19 protein-coding genes are annotated in these 25,475 nt (G+C 59.9%); 9 read left to right on the top strand and 10 right to left on the bottom strand.

Going from position 1 to position 25,475, the window contains the following annotated elements; all coding sequences use genetic code 11:
- Positions 1–1,140 precede the first annotated feature (1,140 nt).
- The 4 genes from PSR62_RS25540 to PSR62_RS25525 all read right to left on the bottom strand — a co-directional run bounded on the left by PSR62_RS25540 (position 1,141) and on the right by PSR62_RS25525 (position 3,670).
- Complete coding sequence (locus PSR62_RS25540; protein ID WP_274405776.1) at positions 1,141–2,016, bottom strand: hypothetical protein; 876 nt, start codon at positions 2,014–2,016, stop codon at positions 1,141–1,143.
- 39 nt (positions 2,017–2,055) lie between these two features.
- Entirely contained in the window at positions 2,056–2,514 is a 459-nt protein-coding gene (gene ndk, locus PSR62_RS25535) for a nucleoside-diphosphate kinase (protein WP_274405775.1), read from the bottom strand.
- 297 nt (positions 2,515–2,811) lie between these two features.
- Positions 2,812–3,228, bottom strand: a complete 417-nt coding sequence (locus PSR62_RS25530; RefSeq protein ID WP_274405774.1) for a hypothetical protein — start codon at positions 3,226–3,228, stop codon at positions 2,812–2,814.
- A complete protein-coding gene (locus PSR62_RS25525; protein ID WP_274405773.1) occupies positions 3,218–3,670 on the bottom strand; it encodes an acyl-CoA thioesterase in 453 nt (150 codons plus the stop codon). Before PSR62_RS25525 ends, PSR62_RS25530 begins: the two co-directional genes overlap by 11 nt.
- Positions 3,671–4,078: 408 nt before the next feature.
- Here PSR62_RS25525 and msrA (PSR62_RS25520) point away from each other — a divergent pair, with 408 nt between their 5' ends.
- The 4 genes from msrA (PSR62_RS25520) (at position 4,079) to folE (ending at position 8,240) form a co-directional block, all read left to right on the top strand.
- Positions 4,079–4,810 carry a peptide-methionine (S)-S-oxide reductase MsrA gene (gene msrA / locus PSR62_RS25520; protein ID WP_274405772.1) on the top strand — a complete coding sequence of 244 codons (732 nt, stop codon included), beginning with the start codon at positions 4,079–4,081 and terminating at the stop codon, positions 4,808–4,810.
- Between the two features lie 587 nt (positions 4,811–5,397).
- Positions 5,398–6,198, top strand: a complete 801-nt coding sequence (locus tag PSR62_RS25515) for a hypothetical protein (RefSeq protein WP_274408305.1) — start codon at positions 5,398–5,400, stop codon at positions 6,196–6,198.
- Positions 6,198–7,235, top strand: a complete 1,038-nt coding sequence (locus PSR62_RS25510; RefSeq protein WP_274408304.1) for a type II secretion system F family protein — start codon at positions 6,198–6,200, stop codon at positions 7,233–7,235. The genes PSR62_RS25515 and PSR62_RS25510 overlap by 1 nt, the downstream gene beginning before the upstream one ends.
- 300 nt (positions 7,236–7,535) lie before the next feature.
- The gene (gene folE, locus PSR62_RS25505) at positions 7,536–8,240 is read left to right on the top strand and encodes a GTP cyclohydrolase I FolE (RefSeq protein ID WP_274405771.1); all 705 of its coding nucleotides are present in this window, start codon (positions 7,536–7,538) and stop codon (positions 8,238–8,240) included.
- 252 nt (positions 8,241–8,492) lie between these two features.
- On the opposite strand, the gene PSR62_RS25500 is transcribed toward folE, so the two are convergent.
- The 5 genes from PSR62_RS25500 to PSR62_RS25480 form a co-directional block, all read right to left on the bottom strand.
- Positions 8,493–10,427 carry a sodium/solute symporter gene (locus PSR62_RS25500; protein WP_274405770.1) on the bottom strand — a complete coding sequence of 645 codons (1,935 nt, stop codon included), beginning with the start codon at positions 10,425–10,427 and terminating at the stop codon, positions 8,493–8,495.
- On the bottom strand, positions 10,424–10,738 hold the full coding sequence (locus tag PSR62_RS25495; protein ID WP_274405768.1) for a DUF485 domain-containing protein: 315 nt from the start codon (positions 10,736–10,738) through the stop codon (positions 10,424–10,426). Before PSR62_RS25495 ends, PSR62_RS25500 begins: the two co-directional genes overlap by 4 nt.
- A gap of 726 nt (positions 10,739–11,464) precedes the next feature.
- On the bottom strand, positions 11,465–12,316 hold the full coding sequence (locus PSR62_RS25490; protein ID WP_274405767.1) for an MBL fold metallo-hydrolase: 852 nt from the start codon (positions 12,314–12,316) through the stop codon (positions 11,465–11,467).
- A 1,932-nt stretch (positions 12,317–14,248) separates the two neighbouring features.
- On the bottom strand, positions 14,249–15,376 hold the full coding sequence (gene recA, locus PSR62_RS25485; RefSeq protein WP_274405766.1) for a recombinase RecA: 1,128 nt from the start codon (positions 15,374–15,376) through the stop codon (positions 14,249–14,251).
- A gap of 383 nt (positions 15,377–15,759) precedes the next feature.
- The gene (locus tag PSR62_RS25480; RefSeq protein ID WP_274405765.1) at positions 15,760–16,506 is read right to left on the bottom strand and encodes a hypothetical protein; all 747 of its coding nucleotides are present in this window, start codon (positions 16,504–16,506) and stop codon (positions 15,760–15,762) included.
- Positions 16,507–16,733: 227 nt separating this feature from the next.
- Between PSR62_RS25480 and PSR62_RS25475 the strand changes: the two genes are divergently transcribed.
- The 5 genes from PSR62_RS25475 (at position 16,734) to msrA (PSR62_RS25455) (ending at position 23,818) form a co-directional block, all read left to right on the top strand.
- Positions 16,734–17,633 (top strand): HDOD domain-containing protein, encoded by a 900-nt coding sequence (locus tag PSR62_RS25475; protein ID WP_274405764.1) that lies wholly within the window; start codon positions 16,734–16,736, stop codon positions 17,631–17,633.
- Positions 17,634–17,688: 55 nt separating this feature from the next.
- Positions 17,689–19,020, top strand: coding sequence for a phosphotransferase (locus tag PSR62_RS25470; RefSeq protein WP_274405763.1), 1,332 nt, complete (start codon positions 17,689–17,691; stop codon positions 19,018–19,020).
- Between the two features lie 83 nt (positions 19,021–19,103).
- On the top strand, positions 19,104–21,830 hold the full coding sequence (locus PSR62_RS25465) for a protein-disulfide reductase DsbD family protein (RefSeq protein WP_274405762.1): 2,727 nt from the start codon (positions 19,104–19,106) through the stop codon (positions 21,828–21,830).
- A complete protein-coding gene (locus PSR62_RS25460; protein WP_274405761.1) occupies positions 21,827–23,224 on the top strand; it encodes a tRNA modification GTPase in 1,398 nt (465 codons plus the stop codon). Before PSR62_RS25465 ends, PSR62_RS25460 begins: the two co-directional genes overlap by 4 nt.
- 87 nt (positions 23,225–23,311) lie before the next feature.
- Complete coding sequence (gene msrA / locus PSR62_RS25455) at positions 23,312–23,818, top strand: peptide-methionine (S)-S-oxide reductase MsrA (protein ID WP_274405760.1); 507 nt, start codon at positions 23,312–23,314, stop codon at positions 23,816–23,818.
- A gap of 334 nt (positions 23,819–24,152) precedes the next feature.
- Here msrA (PSR62_RS25455) and PSR62_RS25450 read toward each other — a convergent pair whose 3' ends face one another.
- Positions 24,153–25,430 (bottom strand): S1C family serine protease, encoded by a 1,278-nt coding sequence (locus PSR62_RS25450; RefSeq protein ID WP_274408303.1) that lies wholly within the window; start codon positions 25,428–25,430, stop codon positions 24,153–24,155.
- Between the last annotated feature and the right edge of the window lie 45 nt (positions 25,431–25,475).

The raw sequence follows: 25,475 nt of genomic DNA, 5'->3' as shown, positions 1-25,475 counted from the left end.
GGTGCCAGCCACTTTGGGCGGCATCTTCGACGACGGCCCCGTCCGGGGCGGCATGGCGATGTCCGCGCGTGGTCTCGGGGCTTCCACCCCGAGCTACCGATGTCGGCCCCTCCGGGGCGAGTTGTGATGTTCGGTAGCCGGATTCGCCAGAATTCGGATGGTTCGGTAGCTGGATTCGCCAGAATTCAGATGCGCGAGTTGGTTGAGCGGGCGAGTTCGAGGCGAATGCGCTGGCGGTGGTTTGCGTGCCGGATGGTGCCAGCCACTTTGGGCGGCATCGTCGACGACGGCCCCGTCCGGGGCGGCATGGCGATGTCCGCGCGTGGTCTCGGGGCTTCCGCCCCGAGCTATCGACGACGGCCCCTCCGGGGCGAGTTGTGATGTTCGGTCGCTGGATTCGCCAGAATTCGGAGGTTGGAGTTGGTCGAGCGGGCGAGTTCGAGGCGACTGCGATGGCGGTTGTTTGCGAGCCGGATGGTGCCAGCCACCTTGTGCGGCATCGTCGACGACGGCCCCGTCCGGGGCGGCATGGCGATGTCCGCGCGCGGTCTCGGGGCTTCCGCCCCGAGCTACCGATGTCGGCCCCTCCGGGGCGAGTTGGGATGTTCGGTAGCTGGATTCGCCAGAATTCAGATGCGCGAGTTGGTTGAGCGGGCGAGTTCGAGGCGAATGCGATGGTGGTGGTTTGCGTGCCGGATGTTGCCAGTCACCTTGGGTGGCATCGTCGACGACGGCCCCGTCCGGGGCGGCGTGGCGATGTCCGTGCGCGGTCTCGGGGCTTCCGCCCCGAGCTACCGATGTCGGCCCCTCCGGGGCGAGTTGTGATGTTCGATCGCCGGATTTGCCAGAATTCGGAGGGACGAGTGGGTGGGCGGTCCCTCGCTGACGCGTTCGGGTTGTGATGTTCGGTAGCTGGATTCGCCAGAATTCAGAGGTTGGAGTTGGTCGAGCGGGCGAGTTTGAGGCGAATGCGCTGGCGGTGGTTTGCGTGCTGGAGGGTGCCAGCCACCTTGGGCGGCATCGTCGACGACGGCCCCGTCCGGGGCGACATGGCGATGTCCGCGCGCGGTCTCGGGGCTGACGCCCCGAGCTACCGACGACGGCCCCTCCGGGGCGAGTTGTGATGTTCGGTAGCCGGATTCACTCGGGGTCGGCATCTGGAATTCCGAGAGATCTGCCTTCTTCCGGTTTGGCTTCGTCGGCGTTTTCAGTTTCCGCCGCGTTGTCCTTGTCACGCTCGCCTCGTTTGCTGCGGCGCGAACGTCGTTCGGTGGGCGGAGGCGTTTCGCCGTAGACGCGATCGGTTGTGATTTGGATCGATTCGGCTTTGACCTTGGTGTCGTCCGGCGGTTGGTAGAAGCCTCGCACGTCCACGGCGTCACCCGGTTGGGCCAGCGACAGATTGTTGACCCGAAGTTGCAGTTCCAGATCTGGTGACGTCATCGTTTGAACGGGAACATTGCCTGCTCGCAGTGCGACCCCGCCTTGCGGGTTGAGGGCCATAAGGTTGCCGACCACGGTCACGGGGCCGGTCGGTGGACCTGCATTGCCGCGCTGCGGTGGGTTGCTGGGGTAAACGCCAGGTTGAAAGTTTTCGCGCTCCCGACCTTTGAGCAACTTCGCGTTGACGGGGGCAAACAGTTCGAGCTTGCTGACCGGTTCCAAAGGCGTGCCGGCGGGTCCCAGGTTGGTTTTGAAGCGAACCAGCATGCCGGGACGCAAGTAGGCCGGCAAGGCTTTCGCGATGAAGGTCAGCTGCGAGACCGAGTCGGGGGTTTGCACCATGACTTCGGTGCCGTCTTCCCGCTCGATCGTCAGGATCATGCCGCGGGAGGAAACCAGTTTGCCGCGGAACGAGGTGACTTCGTTGGCGCCACCCGCGGCGGCGTTGTTGCCGAAACCCTGGGCGGTCGCGTTCGCGGGCGAAACGACAAGCAATCCGAAACAGATCAACAGGCCGCCAACGAATCGTTGAACGGCCGGACTGAAAGAAAGCGGGGACTCAAGCAGCGACATGGGTTGCCTCAGGTGGGAAGGAGGGAACCCAAATTATAACTATTCGTCGTCGGCACGCATGAAAGGTGTCAGGACCAGCGAGTAGTCGCAGAATTCGTCGGCATTGAAGTACAGGTCCAGTTCTCGTTGGGCCGATTCTTCGCTGTCGCTGGCGTGAACCAGGTTCATTTGGCGGCTGCTGCTGTAATCACCACGCAGGGTGCCCGGAGCGGCTTGCAGGCCGTTGGTGGCGCCGAGCATGTCGCGGACGACGCGAATGACTTCCAGGCCTTCCAAGGCGATGGCCACGACGGGCGCCGAGGTGATGAACTCTTCCAGCGAGGGGTAGAACGGTTTTTCGACGTGTTCGGCGTAGTGTTGCTTGGACAGCTCTGGTGTCACTTGCAGCAACTTCATGGCAACGATGTGCAGTCCCTTGGTTTCGAATCGGGACAGGACGTCACCGATCAAGCGGCGTTGGACACAATCAGGTTTGAGCAAGACGAGGGTGCGTTGCATGGCAGAAACACAAGGGTTCGAAAGGTTTTGAAAACAGGAAATTCGCCAAACAAACTCGGCGGAGCAGAAAAATACTCAACGCAGGCTTTCGTCGGAACCCGCCACGGCCGAGTCCGCCTGGGATGGGAGGTCGTGCAGTTTTGAAGTGCTGTGTTTCCAGGCGTTTCTCATCACCCTCCCCCTGGGAGGGTCGAGCGAAGCGAGGGGAGGGTCGAGCATCGGAACCAGCGCGTAACCCTCCCCGGCCCGAAGCGGGCCGACCCTCCCAAAGGGAGGGTGAAATAAAACTGCACGACCTCATGGCGATGGGGCGGCTTTTCGGGCGGTTCGTTCCAACCAGCTCAAAAACAGCCCGCCGACCAGCGTCGATCCGCCCTCCCCGATCGTCCACCATCCCGGCAATCCAGACATTGCATCGACAACCCATTGCAGCACTCCAAACGCGATCGTTCCCCGTGCCGCCCAGCGGATCAGGTCGCGATAGCGCGGCAGGTCGGCTGACAGGATGCACAGCAGCGCACCGACAAACCCATACAGCAGCGACAAATTGCGAGCGAGGTAGAACGTCAGCGGCGACTCGGGGAAGGGATCGATGCCGAGTTCCTGAGCGATTTCAATCATCCATTTCTCTGGCATGACCGCCGCGGCAAACGCCAGCAACGCGGCCGCACCGATGATTCGCAGGAACCATTTCAGTCGTTGATCAGGTGTCATGGGAGTCGGCCCAAGGAAGAGGCGGAGGCGTTTCGCAAACTTGGATGGCGGCAACTGCGTCGGCAGGGATCTCGATCGCACGGTGCCGATTCAAATCGACAAACACCCAGCGGGTTTGAACCTTGGCCAAAACGGTTTGATCGGACGGGCGAGTCACCGTGTATTGCCGCTGGCAGGAATATCGGTTCCAGCTGGGGATCCAAGTTCGGATGATCAGGTCATCGCCCGCCAGAGCCGCGGCGCGGTAGGTGATGTCATGCCCGCGAACGACCCAGCCGAAACCGGCTTTCAATGCCGCGGCCGCATCCCAGCCTTGGGCGGCGCTGTGATCGCGAGCGGCCCACAGCGTCCACTGCAAATACCGCAGGTTGTGGACGTGTTGCTGGGCATCGATTTCGTCCTCGGCAACGGTGTGATGCAGGTCAAAGAAGGCGTGAGGCATTCGAGAAGTCGTTTGCGAAGCGGCGTGCGAAGGGGGGATGAATGGTCGAAGTCATCCTATCGCGGCGTCACGTTTTCTGAACCCATGGGGCTTGGGAACCGCGTTTGCGTCCGTCGCTGGATTTGCCAGAATATCAGTGTGGTCCCTCGCTGACGCGTTCGGGTTGTGAAGTTGGTGGTAGCCGGATTCGCCAAGAATTCGGAGGTTGGAGTTGGTTGGGATCCGAATCCGGGGACGGGAGGCTCTGCCGTGAAACCGCGATGGGCGGCAAAAATCTGAAAACGGATCGTTCCTCTGCCGACCCACCCCGGTTTCCACTGCGTAAGAATGAACTCGGTCCGTCGTCCCGAACGCCATTTCTCACCTCCAGACGGCTGAATCCCCCCGATCCAAATGCAGGAGTTTCTGATGCCAGTGCCCTCCATCTTCGCTTCGCCATCCCGCTCGTTCGCGTCCATCGCGGCAGCCGGACTGTTGATTGTCGCGACGTCCTGCACTCAGGCCGCTCCGCCCGTGGGCACGAATTCGGACGACCCCAACGCCAACCCCAATTACAACGGCTTGCCTTTGGATTCCGAAATTGTCGAGGTCAAAACTCGGCCGGGCGAAAAGGTGGTGACGTTGGCGGGGGGCTGTTTCTGGTGCACGGAAGCCGTTTTTGAGCGGATGGAAGGCGTCAACGACGTCGTCTCGGGGTACATCGGAGGGAAAGTCAAGCGTCCCAACTACGATCAGGTTTGCGGCAAGATGACGGGGCACGCCGAAGCGGTCCAAATCTACTACGACCCGACCAAGACGAATTTTGAAGAGTTGCTCAAAGTGTTCTTCAAAACGCACGATCCAACGACCTTGAATCGACAGGGCGCCGATGGTGGCCCGCAGTACCGCAGCAGCATCTTTGTTCACAACGAGGAGCAACGTGAAATCGCCAAGAAGACCATTGAAAAACTGGGCAAAGAATACCGGGATCCGATCGTCACGCTGATCGAGCCCGCCACCAAGTTTTATGTGGCCGAAGAGTTCCACCAGGATTACTACCGCCGGAATCCAAACGCCGGCTACTGCCAAGCAGTGGTTGCCAACAAGGTCCGCAAATTCAACCGAGAATTCGGCGACAAGATCAAAGAATCAGCGAAGTAGATCCACGCTGGGTTCCTTGCCCAGCGGAATTCTTCCGTTGCTGTGTTTCATCGACGATGCGTTACATTGGACGCATGTTTGATCCCAGCTCATCGTCGACCGTTGCCCCTCCACTTCGCTCTCCTGTTGGAGAGGCGGCGCAGTTGGTCGATGCCGCTTTTCAGCGGGGCTTCGTAGGCTGCACCTCTCCCGAAACGAAGTTGGGGGAGAGGTCGAGCGACGCCGTTCAGGCGTACGCGAGGGAGGGGGCCGGGCATGGGAAGCGGCGTGAACTGCCCTTCCCCGGAAATCTCGCTGAACGCTCGCTTTCCGGCTTTTCCCGCCGCGGAGGTCGTGCCGTTTTATTTCACCCTCTCTTTGGGAGGGTCGGCCCGCTTCGGGCCGGGGAGGGTTACTCGCTGGTTCCGATGCTCGACCCTCCCCTCGCTTCTCATCACCCTCCCAGGGGGAGGGTGATGAGAAGCGTTTGGCAACACTGCACTTCAAAAGTGCACGACCTCCTGGCGGGCGGGGGGCGCAAGACGTTGGCAACGCAGCACTTCAAAACGGCACGATTTCCCGGTGGGAGAGGCGAGAGCCCAATGGAAATGAATTGGGTGTTCGCGAAATTAGCGGCAGGGCGCGAGCCCTCCGGTCGCACACCGGGCGGCTCGCGCCGCTCCGCTAAGAGTCTCGCCCTCGCCCGAGTCGTCACGGCATCGTTGCTGCTCATCGTGGGGGCGGAAACGTTGTCAGCACAAGTCGTGCAGCTTCCCAGTGTGCGACGGTTCTCTTCGACGAGCAGCATGTTGATTCCCGATCGAGGGACGGGATCGATCGGCGGAGTGTCGTCTTACCAAAGCGGGCGTTCTTCGCGTGGTCGACTCTCGCCTGGTGGAGCTCATGGTGGTGCCACTCGCACTGGCAACGCATCGGTCTCCGTGACGATCATCGATCACGACGAGATTGACCGTCAGTTGCTCGGCGAGGCGGACCCGCGTCAATTTGCAAAACAAAAAGCACAACAAGAAACGATTGCGGACGCGAAAGCGTTGGTGCAAAACGCCAGGCGGTTGCTCCAGAGCGGCGATCGTTTGCGAGCCCAAGGCACTTACGAGTTGGCGCTACATCGATTGGTGCGATTGTCCAAGCAAGGTCCGAATTCGCGAAATTCACCGAGTCCGGTGGGCGTATCGAAGGCAGCCAGCCAGGAGTACATGTTGGCCTATGCAAAACGTGAATACACACAGCACTTTGGTGAGCTGCCAGCGTGGGTTCCGCGGGATGATCGCACTTCGATATCTCGCATCGAAGCGGCTGGGCGCGAGCCCTCCGGTCACGCACCGGGCGGCTTGCGCCGCTCCGCGAAACAACCGGGCAGCATGCCGATGGTGGAGGTGTCGCCGTGATGTCACGACAGATGGGCGTCCGTTCCTGCCGCGATTTTTGCCGCCGGTTTGGAGTCGGACTGCGAGCCGGAGCGGACTTGTTGAAGCTGTTGGAAAGCGAAGCCAAGCACGGCTCCGCACGACAACGCGTCGCCATGACCAAGATTCGCGAGGGTGCCAAAGACGGTCACGCGATCAGTGAGATGATGCGGCATCAGAAGCCGTTCTTTCCGCCGTTGTTGGTGGTGATGACGCGGGTCGGTGAAACCACGGGGAGGCTCGAGCGGACCATGCTGGCGCTGTCCGAACACTACGCCCAACAATACACGCTTCGTCAGAACTTCATCCGCGCGATCGCGTGGCCAGGACTTCAGTTGTTGATTGGCGTCGGCGTGGTGTCGCTGATGATTTGGATCATGGGCGTGTTGACGGCTCCCACCGGCGGTGAGATGACCGACATGCTGGGGTTTGGATTGCGAGGCCCCAAAGGAGTCTTGATCTTCTGGTCCTACATCGCAGCCTTTGCCGCGGTGCTCGGTGGGATGTACTTGGCGTTCCGAAAGAACGTCGGCGGCATTCAGAACGTCGTGCCATTGGTGTATCAGGTTCCCGCGATCGGTGGTGCCATTCAAACGATCACACTGGCCCGTTTCGCCTGGACGTTGTCGTTGTCCTTGGACGCTGGGATCAACCCGATTGATTCGATCAAGCTGTCGTTGGATTCGACCGACAGTTCGTATTATCGAAGCGGAGCCAAGTCGGCTGAAGACGCCATTCGCGGCGGGGCCACGCTGAGTGAGGCGCTCAACCGAACGCATTTGTTCCCCGAGGAATTCATCACCCAGATCGAGATTGCGGAGCTGTCGGGGACCGATGCCGAATCCATCGACCAATTGGCGAAGGATTACGACGAACGAGCCAAAGGGGCGATGAAGACGATCGCGGGCGTGGCGACGGGCGTGATTTGGCTTTCCGTTTCGATGTGCTTGATCTTCATGATTTTCCGTATCTTCGGCAAAATCATGGGCTTCTATCAGCAGGGGTTTGAGCCGATTTAGCGGCACTCCTGCTCCTGCCCTGCTTTGCCAGCCAGACGCAGAAGCGAGCCGATTGCCAGTCTCCCGTGCTTTCCCAGCGGGCGAATTTCGCAACCCGCCGCGTCAGCAAGGAAGGATTCCCGATCGAGCCCGGAGGCTCGTTTTTGGGGCAATTGTCGTCGGCAGACGGTTTGCTCATCTTCGCATCGCTAGCCACTCGTTTATAGTCGTGCGTTGTTTCGCGAGGGAGCCAACAAGATTGCCCCCTCACGAAGTTCACCGAAAAGGGGTCTGACCCTCTCCGGTGAGTCCGCCAACAGAATGAAAATCAGCACGCCTCCAAAGGGTCAGGCCCCTTTCGGAGAGGTTCTCAATCAGGATTCAGACAAGCCCGTGGTCGACAAAGAACAAACCGCCGAACGAACGCCCTTTTTTGTCGACAAAAACGCGCCTCACAACGAAGTCGACTATCCTCGAATCGAAGCGGCCGTGCGCGAGATCCTGGAAGCGGTTGGTGAGGACCCCGATCGCGACGGGTTGCTGGAAACACCGGAGCGTGTGGCCCGGATGTACGCCGAAATGTTCGCCGGTTTGAAATCTGATCCTGGCCGACACCTCGCGAAAGTTTTTGCGGAGGACTACGACGAAATCGTGTTGGTGCGAGACATCAGTTTCTGCAGCATGTGCGAGCATCACCTGTTGCCGTTCACAGGCAAGGCCCACATCGCTTATTTGCCCAGCGGCAAAGTGGTGGGCTTGAGCAAGTTGGCTCGCGTGGTCGAAGAGGTCGCCCGGCGTCCGCAGGTGCAAGAGCGTTTGACCCACACGGTCGCGAATTTGATCGAGGATCGATTGTCGGCGCGAGGTGTCGCCGTGGTGGTCGAGTCGACGCACAGTTGCATGACGATGCGAGGCATTCGCAAACCGGGAAGTTTGTGTTTGACCAGCGCGATGCGAGGTGCGTTCAAGACGGATCCGAAGTCACGCGCCGAAGTGCTGGGGTTGATCAACCGCGCGGCCTCGTAACTGGGTGGGCCAGGACTCAGTGTGGTCCCTCGCTTACCGGCGTGTTGTGACCGACGTAGGCCAGGTTGTACCTGGCGTGGTGGCTTCCTTGTTCCCAGGCTCTGCCTGGGAACACACTGTCTTGGAGGCTCTGCCTCCCGATTCTGTCTCAGCAGGCGGAGCCTGCATTGCATTGCGTTCCCAGGCAGAGCCTGGGAACGAGAAGAACTCAGATGCTCGAGTGGGTTGCGATCCGAATTCTGGCGAATCCGGCTACGTTGCGGTGGCCTTGCCGTTTTGCGTCATCAGGGACACCACGATCAAGGTGACCAGAGCCAACGGAATCGTCACGATGCCGGGTTGGCTGAATGGAACGGGGCTGCTCAACGGATCGATGCCGTAAACCTTTTCGAAGGTGTCCGCGGACAACAGGATCCATCCCAGCGAACTGAACATGCCGACGATGACGCTGGCGATGATGCCTTGAGCCGTCGTGCGTTTCCAAAACAGCAGCATGATGAGTGCCGGTAAGTTCGCACTGGCCGCGATGCTGAAGGCCCACCCCACCAAGTAACTGACGTTGAGGTTGCGGAACAGGATCCCCAGCACAATCGCGATGGCTCCCACCACCACGGCTGCGATTTTCGCGATTCGAACCTGGCTGTTCTCGCTGAACTCCATGCCCATCACACCGCCGAGCAAATCGTGGGCGACGGCGCCACTGCTGGCCAGAATCAAACCGCTGACGGTGCCCAGCACCGTTGTGAAGGCGATGGCCGAGATGATGGCAAACAGCAGCCCACTCATCCCGCGAGCCAGCAGCGGTGCGGCCATGTTGCTGTTCGTCACATCCAGCGTGCCGCTGGTCATGGCGCCGAGGCCCAAGTACAGCGTCAGGACGTAGAAGAACCCGATGCTGGTGATGCCCACAATCGTGCTCTTGCGAGCGGCGGCGGCGTCCTTGACCGTGTAGTAACGAATCAAGATGTGTGGCAACGAGGCGGTGCCGCAGAACAGTGCCAGCATCAGGGACAGGAAGTTGAACTTGCCCTTCCAACTGTCGCTGCGAATGCCAGCGAATCGAGGGTGCTCGCCGGGTCGCAGAACCTGGGAACCACTGGTTGGTTTTTGGTAGAAGACTTGGGTGGTCGATCCGTCTTCGTTCTTCAGCGTTTCATTGCCCCAGAGCACGACGGTGCTGCGATTGAGAACGTCGAAGAACTTCAGCGGGCCAAGCGGCCCGGTTTCAGACTGGCCGATGTATTCGTTGGGCAGCATCTTGATCCGGCCGACCGGTCGCAAGTGGCCTTGGCCAGGTTGGTCGCCCTTGGGCAGCCCGCCAATCAACGTCTCGCCGCTCGGCATCGTCGTGATCGACTGGGCTTCCGAGACGATCATCGTCCCGCCTTCTTGGATGTCCGCACGGTAAACGTCGTAGCCTTCACCGTCCTCGCGAGTGAACTGGAGGTATTGGTCGTTGTCCGCCCAATTCGATGGCTCCACCAGTTCGCGATTCATGGCTTCTGCAATGGCTTGGCGATTGAATTCACCGATGGCGAAGCTGTGGGAAGGGAACGACTGGTTGTCGACCTTGAACCCTTGTTGCAGCACCATCACGACCAGAATCGCGCTGAAGACAACCAGCAGCGATCCCTTCAGAAACTGCACCCAGGTGGTCGAGACCATTCCGGCGGTGACCACAATCGTGATCACGACGGCACCGACCAGCAGCACGCCGACCCAGTGTGGGAAACCCAGCAGGGGTTGAATCAGAACCCCGGCGCCGACCATTTGGGGGATCAGATAGAACACGCTGACGATCAGCGTGCTGATCCCGGCCGCGGCTTTGATCCCCTTGGAATCAAATTTGGCGTCCAGTGCATCGGCGAAGGTGAATTTGCCGAGCCGCTTCATGGGTTCGGCGATCACGAACAAGGCCACGATCCAGCCGGCCAGGTAGCCGATCGAATACAGGAAACCATCGTAGCCGTAGGCCGCGATCATGCCGCAAATGCCCAGGAACGATGCCGCGGACAGGTAGTCTCCCGCGAAGGCAATCCCGTTGATGAACCAAGGGATTTGACCGTGGGCGGCGAAGTAACCCGCTGACGATTTGGCTTTGCCGCCAAGATAAAAGCTGAGTGCGATCGTGAAGCCGACGAACGCAAAGAAAACAACGACGGCGGTCATGGAAGGTTCGTAAATCATTCCGATGCCTCCGACGCTTGAGGCTCATCGACAGTCTTCATTCCGTAGATCAACGCCATTCCAATGGCGACCAAGATCAATGCGAATCCGTAGACGATCGCCAAGTTCAAGCCCGCGAAAACGATGGTGTCCATCACTTCCGCCTTGAAAGCATTCAGCAGCACAAACCCACCGTAAAGCAGCAGATAAATCACGAACAAGACCCATCCCAATCGGGAGGTTTGGTCTGAGGCGGGAGCGGCAGGGAGCGGAGTCGAGACATCGGAGGTGACCGATGGTTCCGATTCGGGGGCGGGATCTGAGGCGGACAAAGGAGGGACTTTTGCTGCGAGGGGACGAGACGACGATCGTTGGACGACGCAGTCTAGCTGAATCAAAGTGCCCGTTGTGGTTGGAAGCGAATCAGAACCGCTGTAGCTGGATTCGCCAGGAAAATCAGTGTGGTCCCTCGCTCACGCGTCGGGTTGATTGACTCGATTTCACAACCCGACGCGTGAGCGAGGGACCCACAGGCTCGTTGCAATGTCACGCGATCCCTCGCTAACGCTTCGGGTTAGGATTCAATTCACAGGCGTGACGCGGCGGGTTGTGACCGACGTAGGCCAGGCTGTGCTTGGCGTGGTGGCTTCCTTGTTCCCAGGCTCTGCCTGGGAACACACTGTCTTGGAGGCTCCGCCTCCCGATTCTGTCTCAGCAGGCGGAGCCTGCAGTGCATTGCGTTCCCAGGCAGAGCCTGGGAACGAGAAAAACTCAGATTCTCGAGTGGGTTGGAGTCCGAATTCTTGGCGAATCCGGCGACGGCTGGGGTGGCCTTGCTGACGGGGCGGGTCGTAACCGACGTAGGCCAGGCGGTACCTGGCGTGGTGGCTTCCTTGTTCCCAGGCTCTGCCTGGGAACACACTGTTTTGGAGGCTCCGCCTCCCGATTCTGTCTCAGCAGGCGGAGCCTGCAGTGCATTGCATTCCCAGGCAGAGCCTGGGAACGAGAAAAACTCAGATGCTCGAGTGGGTTGGAGTCCGAATTCTTGGCGAATCCGGCTACCGAATGAATGGCATTGGCAGACGCAGTCCGTCGTAGGCGAGGTGAACATGATCGGGCAGCGAGGCTTCCACGGGGCCGTGATCGATGTCGTGGCTCAAGTGAGTCAGGAAGGCTTGGCGTGGCTTGAGTTCTTCGATCACCTCGAGGGCTTCGTCGATGTTGAAGTGAGTCGGGTGCGGTGTGAACCGCAAGGCATCCAGGACCAGCGTGTCGAGGCCTCGCAGGCGATCCATGGACGACTCGGAGATGTGATTGGTATCCGTGCAATAAGCGAAGTCGCCCATGCGGAATCCCAGCACTTCGAAGTGCGGTCCGTGCTTCAGCGGAACCGGCATGATCCGAACGCCAAGAACCTCAAAGGGGTCGTCGTTGTTGATCGAGAGAATTTCGAGTTGGGGCCGTGATCCCGCATGGGTTTGTTCACGCTTTGAAAACGCGTAGTCGTAGGACGTGCGAATGCGAGCTTCGACGTCCGCACGGCAGTACAGCGGAACGGGACGACCGAGCCGAAACGGAAACAACCGCAGGTCATCCAACCCGTAGATGTGATCGGCATGTTCGTGGGTGAACAAAACCGCGTGCACGAGCTTGATTTTTTCGCGAAGCAATTGCGTTCGCAAATCAGGCGGCGTGTCGATCAGCAGATTGCCCTCGGGCAAGCGGATCAAGATCGAGCAGCGTGTGCGATTGTTGTGCGGGTCGGTGCTTTGGCAGACGTCGCATTCGCATCCAATCGCCGGCACACCGACGCTGGTCCCGGTGCCCAAGAAGATCACCTCGGGAGCCGGGTCGAGGGACGTTGGATGGGGCGCGGACGCTTCGGCTGGAGCAGGATCGGATGCGGTCATGCCGCGATGTTATCGCGGGTGAGCAGCCTCGTGCAGGTGAGGTGTTGAGTGCAGAACCGTTGGACGTTTGCCGGGGTGTGCACGGGCGTCGTCGCAGCGGCGGGCGACAACCGTCGCGGAGCGACGGAATCCGTCAGCCTTGGGTTTCAACCCAAGGTCATGGGAGTCCACAGCCGGGGGCACCGAGTCGCGGAGCGACGGCAGCCGGACACGCGCTCCCAACACCTGTCGCCACTCCGTGGCTTTCTTGTTTCGAGGACGCCACCCAGGACCTCGGGTTGAAACCCGAGGCTGGCGACTGCCACCGCTCCGCGGTTCCCTCATGCAACGCCTCCACCCCACAGTCGCAGCGCGATCACAGCCCAATGAGCATGGGTTTGACATCGAAACGCACCCCAGTCGCGGAGCGACGGAATCCGTCAGCCTTGGGTTTCAACCCAAGGTCATGGGAGTCCACAGCCGGGGTCACCGAGTCGCGGAGCGACGGCAGCCGGACACGCGTTCCCAACACCTGTCGCCACTCCGTGGCTGTCCTGGTTCGGGGACGCCACCCGAGACCTCGGGTTGAAACCCGAGGCTGGCGACTGTCACCGCTCCGCGGTTCCCTCACGCGACGCCTCCACCCCACAGTCGCAGCGTGATGACAGCCCAATGAGCATGGGTTTGACATCGAAACGCACCCCAGGCGCGGAGCGACGGAATCCGTCAGCCTTGGTTTTCAACCCAAGGTCATGGGAGTCCAGCCGGGGTCACCGAGTCGCGGAGCGACGGCAGCCGGACACGCGCTCCCAACACCTGTCACCACTCCGTGGCTTTCTTGTTTCGAGGACGCCACCCAGGACCTCGGGTTGAAACCCGAGGCTGGCGACTGCCACCGCTCCGCGGTTCCCTCATGCAACGCCTCCACCCCACAGTCGCAGCGCGATCACAGCCCAATGAGCATGGGGTTGACATCGAAACGCACCCCAGTCGCGGAGCGACGGAATCCGTCAGCCTTGGGTTTCAACCCAAGGTCATGGGAGTCCAGCCGGGGTCACCGAGTCGCGGAGCGACGACAGCCGGACACGCGCTCCCAACACCTGTCACCACTCCGTGGCTTTCTTGTTTCGAGGACGCCACCCAAGACCTCGGGTTGAAACCCGAGGCTGGCGACTGTCACCGCTCCGCGGTTCCCTCATGCAACGCCTCTGCCTCACAGTCACACCGCGATCACAGCCCAATGAGCATGGGTTTGACATCGAAACGCACCCCAGTCGCGGAGCGACGGAAGCCGTCAGCCTTGGGTTTCAACCCAAGGTCATGGGAGTCCAGCCGGGGTCACCGAGTCGCGGAGCGACGGCAGCCGGACACTCGCTCCCAACACCTGTCGCCACTCCGTGGCTTTCTTGTTTCGAGGACGCCACCCAGGACCTCGGGTTGAAACCCGAGGCTGGCGACTGCCACCGCTCCGCGGTTCCCTCATGCAACGCCTCCACCCCACAGTCGCAGCGTGATCACGGCCCAACGAGCATGGGTTTGACATCGAAACGCACCCCAGTCGCGGAGCGACGGAATCCGTCAGCCTTGGGTTTCAACCCAAGGTCATGGGAGTCCAGCCGGGGTCACCGAGTCGCGGAGCGACGGCAGCCGGACACGCGCTCCCAACACCTGTCACCACTCCGTGGCTTTCCTGGTTCGAGGACGCCACCCAAGACCTCGGGTTGAAACCCGAGGCTGGCGACTGTCACCGCTCCGCGGTTGTGCTCGCGGTCAACCGGGGCAGGTTCGTGAAGCGTTTGTCAAGACAGCGCTCGGCCACAGTCGCGGAGCAACGGGATCCGTGGGATGAGTGTTTCAGTTGCGGAGGCAAAAAAAACGGACCGACCCAGGTTTCCCCGGGACGATCCGTTCGATTCGCGGCCAACTGACCTCGCGACCAACCCGATGCGCGGATCAGCTGTTGGCGACGGCTTCTCCGTCTTTGACTGCTTCTTCACCCTCGTCTTCGGCTCCTTCGAGTGGTGCGACAAAGCCGCCGGCGACCAGGACCTTTTGCTTGATCTCGTCGGAGACGTCTGGGTTCTCGATCAAGAAGTTGCGAGCCTTCTCCTTGCCTTGCCCCAGGTAAGTGTCGCCATACTTGAACCAGGAGCCGCTGCGGTTGACGACTTTGTTCTCGGTTCCCAGATCCAACAAATCGCCTTCGAAGCTGATCCCGTTGGAGTGCATCATGTCGAATTCAGCGATCCGGAACGGAGGTGCGACCTTGTTCTTGACGATCTTCGCTTTGACGCGTTGACCGACTTGCTCTTCCCCATCTTTCAGGGCACCGATCCGACGAACATCGATTCGGCACGAGCAATAGAACTTGAGGGCACGACCGCCGGGGGTGGTTTCGGGGCTGCCGAACATCACACCGACCTTCTCACGAATTTGGTTGATGAAGACGACGGCGGATTTGCTCTTGGCGATCGCACCGGTCAACTTCCGCATCGATTGGCTCATCAAGCGAGCTTGCAGGCCCACGTGGCTGTCGCCGATCTCGCCTTCGAGTTCCGCCTTGGGCACCAAGGCCGCGACGGAGTCGATGATGATGACGTCGACGGCGTTGGATTTGACCAGCATCTCGCAGATCTGCATCGCCTCTTCACCGCTGCTGGGTTGGCTGACCAACAGGCTGTCCAGTTCCACGCCGAGCTTCTTGGCCCAACTGGGGTCAAAGGCGTGCTCGGCGTCGATGATCGCTGCGATCCCGCCGGACTTTTGGGCCTCGGCACCGATGTGCAGAGCCAACGTCGTCTTCCCGGAAGACTCCGGTCCAAAGACTTCGATGATTCGGCCTCGCGGGATGCCTTTTCCACCCAGAGCCATGTCGAGGCTGAGGCTGCCCGTGGAGATGCAATCGATGGTCAGCTTTTGGGACGCTCCCAGCGGCATGATCGCACCGTCGCCAAACGACTTTTCGATTTGTTGAAGCGTCGTCTTCAGACCGGGTTCTTTTTCCAGAATGGTCTTCATGCCCGGATCCAGCTTGACGCCCTTGGATGCTGCGGGCGTTGCCATGCGTGGTTGCTTTGCCATGTCCTGATTCCTTTATTCCCTGAACAAACTTTTGGTGTTTCCAATTCAAACCCAACCGATGCCCCGACCAACGATGGTCAGACATGGCAATCCCTGCGAAGTCGCAGGGGCGATCCTATCGAGGAAGCTGCCGGAGACAATGAAAGCTCGACAGGTTTTTCACGGAAGGATATGACGTCGGATGGACGTTTGGTTCATCGACGTTTGGGGCACAGAGTAGACCGCATTCGGCTGCCTCCTCTTCACACCTTTAGTATTCGTCAGGGGCGTGACACGTTTGGTCACGGGCGAGGCAATCCCTGGTCGAGCCGATGAGAAGCTCAGGCAAAGTGGCCTGCTAAATCGCGAATGGGACGCGTTTCGCGGGAACCACCGACGAAACGTTACGAGACGAGCTGGCTCGGGGGCCTGGGGGAACGCAATCGCCGCCCGGGTTTCTCTCGGACCGCCAACCACGCTGCGAACAGAATCAGGACGCTGACGATCTGCACCGAAGCGATGACCGCGGGGTGGGTGTGTCGAAGCTTGTCCATCCAGTGCCGAAGCATCGCGGGTTCGCGTTTCTCTTGCAAAATGATCTGATCTGAGAGGGACACTTGCGCAGGGATCCCCCCTAGGTGGTTGTGTGCACCGGGCCATTCCGCGACGTTTTCCCAGCCGTTGATGGTGCGTCGCCAGCCCACAGGAGGCACCGCTCGCGGGCCGCTGGCGACGGGTGGTTGCGCCGCCGCTGGTTCTGGCGGCAGTTCGGCCAGCGTTGGCTGGTCGCGGGGGCCGGTGGAATGGGAGGCCTTCATCGGTCCAGAGACACCGCTGAGGACGTTCACGATTCCGAGCAAGACGGCCAGTCCCGCCGTCCTTCGCAGGCGGTTCCAATAGAACGACGCATCCACCTGCGGGCTGTTGCCGAAGTGGTGAGACGAAATGCGGGAGTAGGATCGGGCGGTGCCGAGCGAACGAAAGCGTGCGAGTGCCATGGGACTGGACGGTTGCACGTGTTGGGCCAGAGCGGTGTCGATCGCCTGAGTGTCGTTGTAAGTCCTTGCTTGGTATTGGTTTGCGGTGATTGGGTTGGCCGGGAGGCAGACGCCACTGGATGCACGCAGGCAACCGATGAGGCGAAAGGCCAACGCGGGATGGTGAATGGAAACATCGCGAAACCGCGTCGTTGCAACCGGTGCGACCGGCAAAGGCTTCCAAGGGAAAAGATTGATCGCGAATCCAGCTTGGTCCGTCGTCCTCCTGGGCGTGCATCAAGAGATTCGTGGCGTAGTGTTCCATCAGCCTTCGGAATACAAGTCCACGCGAGTCCTTCGCGGCGGCGAGCAATGCACCAATGACCTACGAGCCGAGATCGATGACCAGCGTCGCAGAAAGCACCAACTTGGAAGATGTTTTTCATGTCGACATTTTGCCAGCGTTGCCACACAGCGCTATCAGTCTGTTGCAATTGTCTCAGAAAGAAGAAGCCGGGCCGAACGATTTCGCTCGACCCATCGAGGCGGATCCAGGATTGATGGGTCAGGTGTTGCGGTTTGTGAACTCGTCGTATTTCGGGTTCAGTCGCGAAATCATGAGCATCCCGCAGGCGATCACCTTGGTGGGTTCGCGAGCGATTGTGAACTTCGCGTTGTGGAACGCGGTGTTCAGTGTGATTCCCAACCCCAAGTTCGGCCCCTTTGATCTCAAGGCGCTGTGGCAAGACTCGCTGCGTCGTGCGATCTTTGCGAGAAAGATGGGGCGACTGTTGAAGTTGGAGTCGTCTGAAGATTTGTTTGCGGGTGCGTTGTTGCAAGACATGGCGATTCCGTTGTTGCTCAAAGAGTTGCCAACCGAATACGAAGCGTTGGTGGAGAAGCGTGCCGCAGAAGGCAAACGCCTGAGCGGTTTGGAGAAAGAAATGTTTGGTTGGAACCATGCGGACGCCGCCGCGATCTTGGCGACCCGTTGGAAGCTTCCCGAAGAGTTTGTGGCTTTGATTGCTCAGCACACCGAGATTGAACAGTTGTTGGAATTGGGCAACCAGGCCCGCGGTGCCGCTTGTGTCGCGCTGGCGTCTTTGTTGCCATCGTGCAGTGAAAAGGAGTGGCACGAGCAGGAGAAATTCACGAACGCTTGCAAGCGACTTTCAGGGATGACAGGTGAGTCGTTGGTCGAATGCATGACCGAAGTCGATGAGCTCACCGCTGAGTTCGCTCCGTTGTTAAAATTACCAGTCCCTGAACAATCCATCATGTCATTCCTGGCCGAGAAGTAGCTTCGTTTTGGACGTTTCACGAATTGCACGACTCTGGTTTCCAGACGCAGCGTCGTTGAGCATCGATTCGTGGAACCCAGGGTTGAGCGGCGGGCGGGTGTATCGAATTCGTCTCGCCGCGACCCCCTTTTTTTATGCGTTGAAGGTGTCGCCCGCAGGGCAGTCCGTGGCTCGCTGGCACGGTTTGGCTGATGAGTTGGCCAAGGCGATGGCGGAACCTGCCGACGCATCGAGTGACGTTCCCGGCGGGCTCACGCTGGACGTTTCTGGTGGCGGAAGCATCACGCCACCTCTCTTGAATCCCGCGGTTGCTGATCGCGATTCATTGCTCTCGCTGGATTCTTTTTCATCGGGGGAAGCCCCGTGTCGTTCTGGGCTGCTCGCGGTGCCTGTTCCGACCGCGGATGGTCGTTGGATCGTTTTCGAGCAAGGCCGACATTGGCAATGCACGCCATGGGTGGACGGGAGCGCGTGCGGTGATGACGAAGCAATGGACACCACCGCTGCCGCGCGTGCCTTGTCGCTTGGCGGGGAAGCGATTGCCCGGGTGCATGCGAGGCTGAGCGTTTTGCCCGTGCCAACTCATGAGCCAACTGATGGGCCAACTCATGTGCCCAAGGAGGTCCCGCGTTGTTTGCGGGATCGAATGCAACGGCTTCAGGAGTTGAGTCCGTGGTTGTTGTCGGGGAGTTCACTGCGGGAGCGATTGCCAAACACGACCGCACGTTGGCGAGCGCTGCTGGAACGATGTGTGACCGAGGGTGACGTTGGCGTTCCCGCCCTCACCGCTCCACAGGATGTTCCGATTGGCTACCAAGAGCTGGCTCAGCGAATGATGTCCGCGACGGATTGGATGGTCGAGCGAGGCGTCCGTGTTCATCGCAAGTTGGTTTCGGAATTGCAGCAGCAGATCGAGAACACACCGGCACATCAGCGGCAGGCTTGGGTGCTTCGCGACGTTCACCGAGAGCACATCCTGTTCAGCGCAAATCGCGAGCGGGTGACTGGAATCATTGATCACGACGCGATTGACTGGGATTGCCCGATCGTGGACCTGGTTCGCTGGGCGGGCAGTTTTCCGGTTCAGTTGGAACAGCGGTCCGCGACCACGCGGCTGGGTTTGGCCGTGGAGGGATACAATCGGATTGCCTCCGCAAATCACGGGTTGAGATTGGCGGATGGAGCCGGGGCACGCCCATTCTTTCTGCAGGGCCCAACACCCGCAGAGCTCGCCTTGGGCGAGACTCTGCTTCGCTTGAACGCGTGGGTGGGCATGGCGAATTGGGTGGATTGGATTGGACTGAGGCGGCGAGTCTTTTTTTCGTCTCCTGAGTCTCTCTCAAACCGAATTTCCGGTTTGATCGATTCAGTTTGCCACTTTTGTTAAGCTACGGGACTGATTTCAGTCGAACGAATGGGGTTCGATGTCTTCTCCATCTCATTGAATTATCTCGTCGGAGGATGTTTTCGATGGATCGCAGTTATCAACCCGGGTTTGCTCGGAAAATGTGTGTTCCTGGTGTTGTTCTGTTCGCGGCTTTGCTGGCTGTCACAGCGGTGGTGCCGGTGCATGCGGACAATCCCGACGCGACCGGTTTGTTCTCCGAATTCTCGCTGGACGATTTTGCGGCGGACGGCAGCGCGGCGCTGCAAACCGACGACCCCGCGGATGCCACAGCGACCTACTCGGCCACTGCCGACGGTGAGATTGAGATTCAGGTCCAGGTGAAACTGCAGCCGAAGTGGCACTTGTATTCCACGACCCAGCCCCAAGGCGGTCCCAAGCCAACCAAGTTGAGTTTGGTGGATTCCGATTCTGTGAAACTGGTCGGGGATTGGAAAAGCGACCGAGAGCCATTGCGGAGTGTCTCGCAAGACTTTGGCGGGATCACCGTCGAAGAGTTTGAAGAAGAGGTCAACTTCACCGCCACCGCGAAATTGTTGGATGGAGCGACGGTTTCTCAGTTGGGTGACTTGAAGATTCGTCTGGACGCGTTGACGTGTCTGACTGGCGGGGCTTGCATGCCAATCAACGAAACCTTGACCGCCAAGTTCACGGGCGAGGTTCCTGCGGCGAGCTCGGCGCCAGCCAAGCAAACGATGGCGTCGACGCAGTCGGAGGATCCAGCGGGACTGAAGGCTCATCCCGTTGAGATCGAAAACGCTTTTCGCGATCGCGATTACGTCGTGCGTTGGGAAGCGATCAACTTGACGCCGGAGTTGGAGCCTGGCCAAACCGGGACGCTTCGCTTCACCGCGATTCCTGATGCGGGGTATCACGTTTACACCTCATCGGTGAGCGACGAGCAATCCAAGACCAACTTTGTGGTCAGCGAAAAATCGAAGTTGAAGGTCGGTGCACCGCAAACGAAATCGCGATCGGTGGATTATGAATTGTTGCCCGGCGTGACTTATCACGATGGCAACGTGACGTGGACGATTCCGGTGTCCGTCCCCGCCGATGCGGCCCCGGGTGAACACAAACTGGCCGGTGGAATCGCTTACCAAGCCTGCACCGACGACAGTTGTCAGCAGCCCAAGGCGATCGGGTTTGAAACCGTCGTCAACGTGGTCCCGTCGGCTCCTGCGAATTCGCCCCCGAAGGCGATGACGTTGGCTGCCAAGAAACGCATGTTGGTGTTGGACGATGCGGCAACGCTGCAGTGGGTGGACAAAGGCTTGTCGCCTTCCCTGAATGCCAGTGTCGACCCCGGTTCGGCGACCAATGCCCAAACCGAAGACACACCCCGAATTGCGATGGCGGATGCCGCAGCGAGCGGTTCGAGTGCTGCTGGAGCGGCTCATGGTGTGACGCGTGAGACAGTCAGCGAAGCCGCTGTGCTGGACGACACTGAGAACGCTGGCACAGCCTTTGGCACGACGCTGCTGTTCGCTTTCATCGGTGGGGTGATCCTGAACTTCATGCCTTGTGTGTTGCCCGTCGTGGGCCTGAAGGTGATGAGTTTTGTTCAGCAGGCTGGCCAAGACCGCAAGCGAATTTTCTTTCTCAACGTGGTCTACGCCCTCGGCATTTTGTCCGTGTTTGCGGTGCTGACGACGCTGGCAGTGGTGTTGTCGTTCAACTGGGGCCAACAGTTCACTTACTTCCCCGTTCGCTTGGGGCTGACGCTGTTGATGTTTGCGATGGCGCTCAGCTACCTCGGTGTTTGGGAAATCCCTGCTCCGGGCATGGCCGGTGGCAAGACATCGCAAGCTCTGCAGCAACGGGAAGGTTACACCGGTGCGTTCTTCAAAGGTGTCTTCGCAACCGTGTTGGCGACCCCCTGCAGCGGACCGTTGCTGGGCGGCATCCTGGGTTTGACCTTCGCGTTGACCAGTCTGCAAACGGTGGCGGTGATCATGATCGTTGGCGTCGGGATGGCATTGCCTTATCTGATGATTGGCATCTGGCCGTCGCTCGTGGCATGGTTGCCCAAGCCTGGCACCTGGATGGAAACGCTGAAGGAATTCCTGGCCTTCTTGTTTCTTGGAACCGTGGCGTTCTTCTTCAACCAGTTCAGTGACGGCGACAAGTTGCCCGTGTTCGTGGCCATGATCGGCGTCTGGTTTGGTTGCTGGATCATCGGCAAGGTGCCCAGTTGGAGCAGCCTGCAATCGCGATTGTATGCGTGGTCGGGTGGTGTGGCGTCCGCCATTATCATCGGCGTCGCCGCTTTCCAGTGGCTGGGCCCTGCACCGGAACCAGCCGAAGGTGTGAAGACGATTGCGTGGCAGCCCTACGACGAAGCCAAGTTGAAAGAGTATCAGTCCGAGGGCCGCACGGTCATGATCGACTTCACCGCCAAGTGGTGCGTGAACTGCATCGTCAACTACAACGTGGCACTCAACACCGAAGCGACCCGTCAGCTGATTGAAGAGCTGGACGCGGTGCCGATGCTGGCGGACTGGACGGATCAAGATCCGGAGATTGAAGCCAAGCTGAAAGAACTGCAGAGCCGATCGATTCCCGTGTTGGCAATCTATCCCGGGAAGTCGCCTGCCGAACCCATTGTGCTGCGAGATCTGGTGTCCCAGCAGATGGTGTTGGACGCGTTGGAAAACGCCGGCCCCAGCATCGACGGAGCTGAGACGAAGGTTGCTCGAAGTGTCCGTTCCGGTGTGCCTGCGACAACAACGTCGCTGGGCGACCATGGGCTGACTGCAGGGCCTGCGACCGCGGGCACGGCAACCCGGTGACCTCGGAAGCGGATGACACCATCGCCGCCATCGCCTCGCCGATGGCGCCCGCGCCTCGCGGGATCGTTCGCCTGTCAGGTCATGACTGCGTCGATGTGTTGTGTCGCATGGAGATCTTGGAATCGGCTGAATCGATCGGTCAACGTCCGTTTCGAGTTTCGAAGCGGCTCGCTCTTGGGGAACCGCTGGGTGCGATCGAAGTCGACGTGATGGTTTGGCCGACCCAGCGCAGCTACACCGGCCAGCCTTCGGCGGAACTGCATCTGATTGGTTCGCCGCCGTTGTTGCAATCCAGTTTGGAGGCAGCGATTCGGGCCGGGGCCAGAGCCGCTCGCCCAGGTGAATTCACGATGCGTTCGTTCTTGGCTGGGCGTTTGGATCTGACCCAAGCCGAGGCGGTGCTCGGCGTGATTGAAGCGGAGGATCGTGGCAGTTTGGACCAGGCGCTGTCGCAATTGGCTGGCAATCTTTCGCGGCCGTTGCAATCCGCTCGTTCAACCCTGTTGGATTTGTTGGCGGACGTGGAAGCCGGGTTGGATTTTGTCGATGAAGACATTGAGTTCATCTCGGACGAAGTGCTGGTTCAACGACTCGATGAACTTCGTGCTCTGCTTTCACAAACGCGTTCGCAGCTCAGCGATCGTGGCGGGGCGTCGCCAACGATTCGTGTTGTCTTGCGAGGATTGCCCAACGCGGGGAAGAGCCAGTTGCTCAATGTTTTGTCGCGCACTGAGTCAGCGATCGTGACCGATCAAGCCGGAACGACTCGTGATTTGGTCACGGTGGAATCGAGCTGGGGCGGTCATTCGTTTCAGTTGATTGACACGGCGGGGTTGGAATCGCGAGACGAGTCGGATCCCGAAGCACGTGTGTCGCGTGAGGCTCAGTTGCAGGCGGCGGAAGCGGCCCGTGGAGCGGACGTGCACGTGTGGTGCATGGATGCGACCCTCGGCGGCGATTTTGAATCGTTGAAAGATCCTGATGCGGTTCTGCCGGACGCCAAGCGATCTGCGGAACTGATCTGCGTCGCGACCAAACGAGATTTGATGCCCGCGGGTTGGGAGGGCGATTCGATGCAGGCGGATTTCGCCCTCAGCAGTGAGTCGGGTGCTGGCGTGGAGGAATTGATCGAAAGTCTGGTTGGTTTCGCGGAGCAGCGTGACGCCGGAGAGACGGGCAACGTGATCGGCACCGCCGCACGCTGCCAGGATTCGCTGGCTGCTGCGATGGGGCACCTGGACCAAGCGATACAGTGGACGGAACAAGCCGCGGGACACGAACTGGTGGCCGCCGAAATGCGTCTGGCGGTCGAGGCGATCGGTGAAGTGACCGGTCAGGTCTACACCGATGATATTCTGGACCGCGTGTTCGGCCGGTTTTGCATTGGCAAATAGAACGTGGCATCGGCTTCCAGTGTGGGAGGGTCACTCCACAGGCTGCAAGCCGATGCCACATCCGATGAGATTCAATGGAGAAGTATCATGACTGAGCGAGCGGTGTTGGCGGGCGGATGTTTTTGGGGCATGCAGGATCTGATTCGCAAGTTGCCGGGCGTCGAATCGACCCGCGTGGGCTACACGGGAGGTGAGGTGCCCAACGCGACCTATCGCAATCATGGCAACCACGCCGAAGGGATCGAGATTCGGTTTGATCCGGAGCAGACGAGTTACCGGCAGTTGCTGGAGTTCTTCTTTCAGGTTCATGACCCGACCACCCCGAACCGTCAGGGGAATGACCGCGGTCCGTCGTACCGTTCCGCGATTTACTATGTCGATGAACAGCAGAAGCAGGTCGCGCTGGACACCATCGCGGACGTGAATGCGTCCGGATTGTGGCCGGGAAAGGTGGTCACGGAGGTGGAACCCGTGAGCGATTTTTGGGAAGCCGAACCCGAGCATCAGGACTACCTCGAGAAAGTCCCCAACGGCTACACGTGCCATTTCGTGCGTCCGGAATGGGTGCTGCCCAAACGTGCTTCGGCTGAGTGAAGGGCGGGCTGGGTTCTGAAGGTGCTGTGCAACTGGGGGCGTATGCTGCACCTCTCCCGAAACGCAGTTTGGGGAGAGGTCGAGCGACGCCGTTCAGGCGTACGCGAGGGTGAGGGCCGAGCATGGGAAGCGGCGCGGACTGCCCTCCCCCAGCAATCCCCACGCCGGCCCCGTCCCGGGCGGTCTCTTGTGTTTCATCATCGGTCTCGGGGCTTCCGCCCCGAGCTAAGAACGCCGGCCCCATCCGGGGCGATGGTTGCCGCAGGATGCTCCTCCGGTTCGCGTCCCGTCATCGCCTCCACCACCGGGATTTTGCAATTTACAATTTACAATTTCACTTTTTCAATCCTCCCCCCATCTCTTCCGGCGTGGCGGTTGGGTCGTCGACGGGAGCCAAGACGACTTCGATTTCGATTTCTTCGCCCTTGCGAATCACCTTCAGTGACTGGGTGGAGCCAACCGGTTGTCGTTCAATCGCTTCACGAAGGTCGATTGGTTTACGAAAGGGTTGGCCAGCGAATTCGGTGATCACATCCAACTGTTTCAGACCAGCTCGATCGGCTGAACTCTTGCGAATGATCTGATAGACGAGCACCCCCAGGCCTTCCGGCAACTTGAACGTCTTCGCGTTTTTCGCGTTGAGTTCCGCGAGCGTGACTCCCAGGGTCGATCGACGGACGGTTCCAAACTGAGCCAATTCGCGAGCGATCCATTTGGCTTGATCAATCGGCACGGCGAACCCGATGCCTTGGTAGCTTCCGTTGCGAGTTGCAATCGCGGTGTTGATCGCGATCACGTTGCCATCCAGGTCGACCAAGGGGCCGCCCGAGTTGCCTGGGTTGATCGCTGCGTCCGTTTGCAGCAACCGACTGCGGCGGATGCGGTCGAGTCTTCGGTTTTTGGCGCTGATGATGCCCGCGCTGACCGTGGCTTCCAACTTGAACGGACTGCCGATGGCCAGCACCCAGTCGCCGATGTCCAGCGTGTTGGAGTCCCCGTACTGAGCGACCTTCAGGGCGTCCGCCGAGGTGACTTGCAACACCGCGATGTCACTGGCGGGATCGCCGTGCACCTTTTCGGCCACCAACTCGGTTTCGTTGGGCAGCTGGACAACGACCTTCTTGGCATTTGCGATGACATGGTTGTTGGTCATCACCCAGTAGGTGGTTTCGTCGTCTTCAGCTTTGGCGTTGGGAAATGGGTTGATGATCACGCCCGAGCCCAGTCCGCTGAGTTCAAACTCGCCATCGTCGGATTGTTGCGGGGGAGTCGGGCCAACGGGTTCGTCGGGGGATTCTTCTTCGGGTTCTGGCTCGGTCTCATCGGTGGTGTCGCCCGAGAGCGTTTGGTTTTGCCCGTAGGAGAACACGGTCACGACGGATGGGCCTGCTTCCCGGGCCGCGTCACGGAAGGCTCGTGAAAGTGATCGGGCACTGACCTGAGCGGCCTCATCGGCTCGCGCAGCGGGCTGGCTGGCGAACAGAGCTGCGACGGTGAGGAACGCCAGCAACGAGAGGCTGGTCAATGAACGTTGGGAGCGGATGGCCACGAGTGGGGGCATCATTCGGAAAGAGTCGGAATTCAAAAGCATTGCAGGAACACTTGGAACCAATGGAGATGTTTGAGGTGGATCCGACATGTTAACGCGCCCGAATCC

The sequence above is a fragment of the Rhodopirellula sp. P2 genome (assembly GCF_028768465.1).
GTDB lineage: Bacteria > Planctomycetota > Planctomycetia > Pirellulales > Pirellulaceae > Rhodopirellula.
Note: the sequence above shows the minus strand (reverse complement) of the source record. Positions and strands in the feature narration are given on the sequence as shown.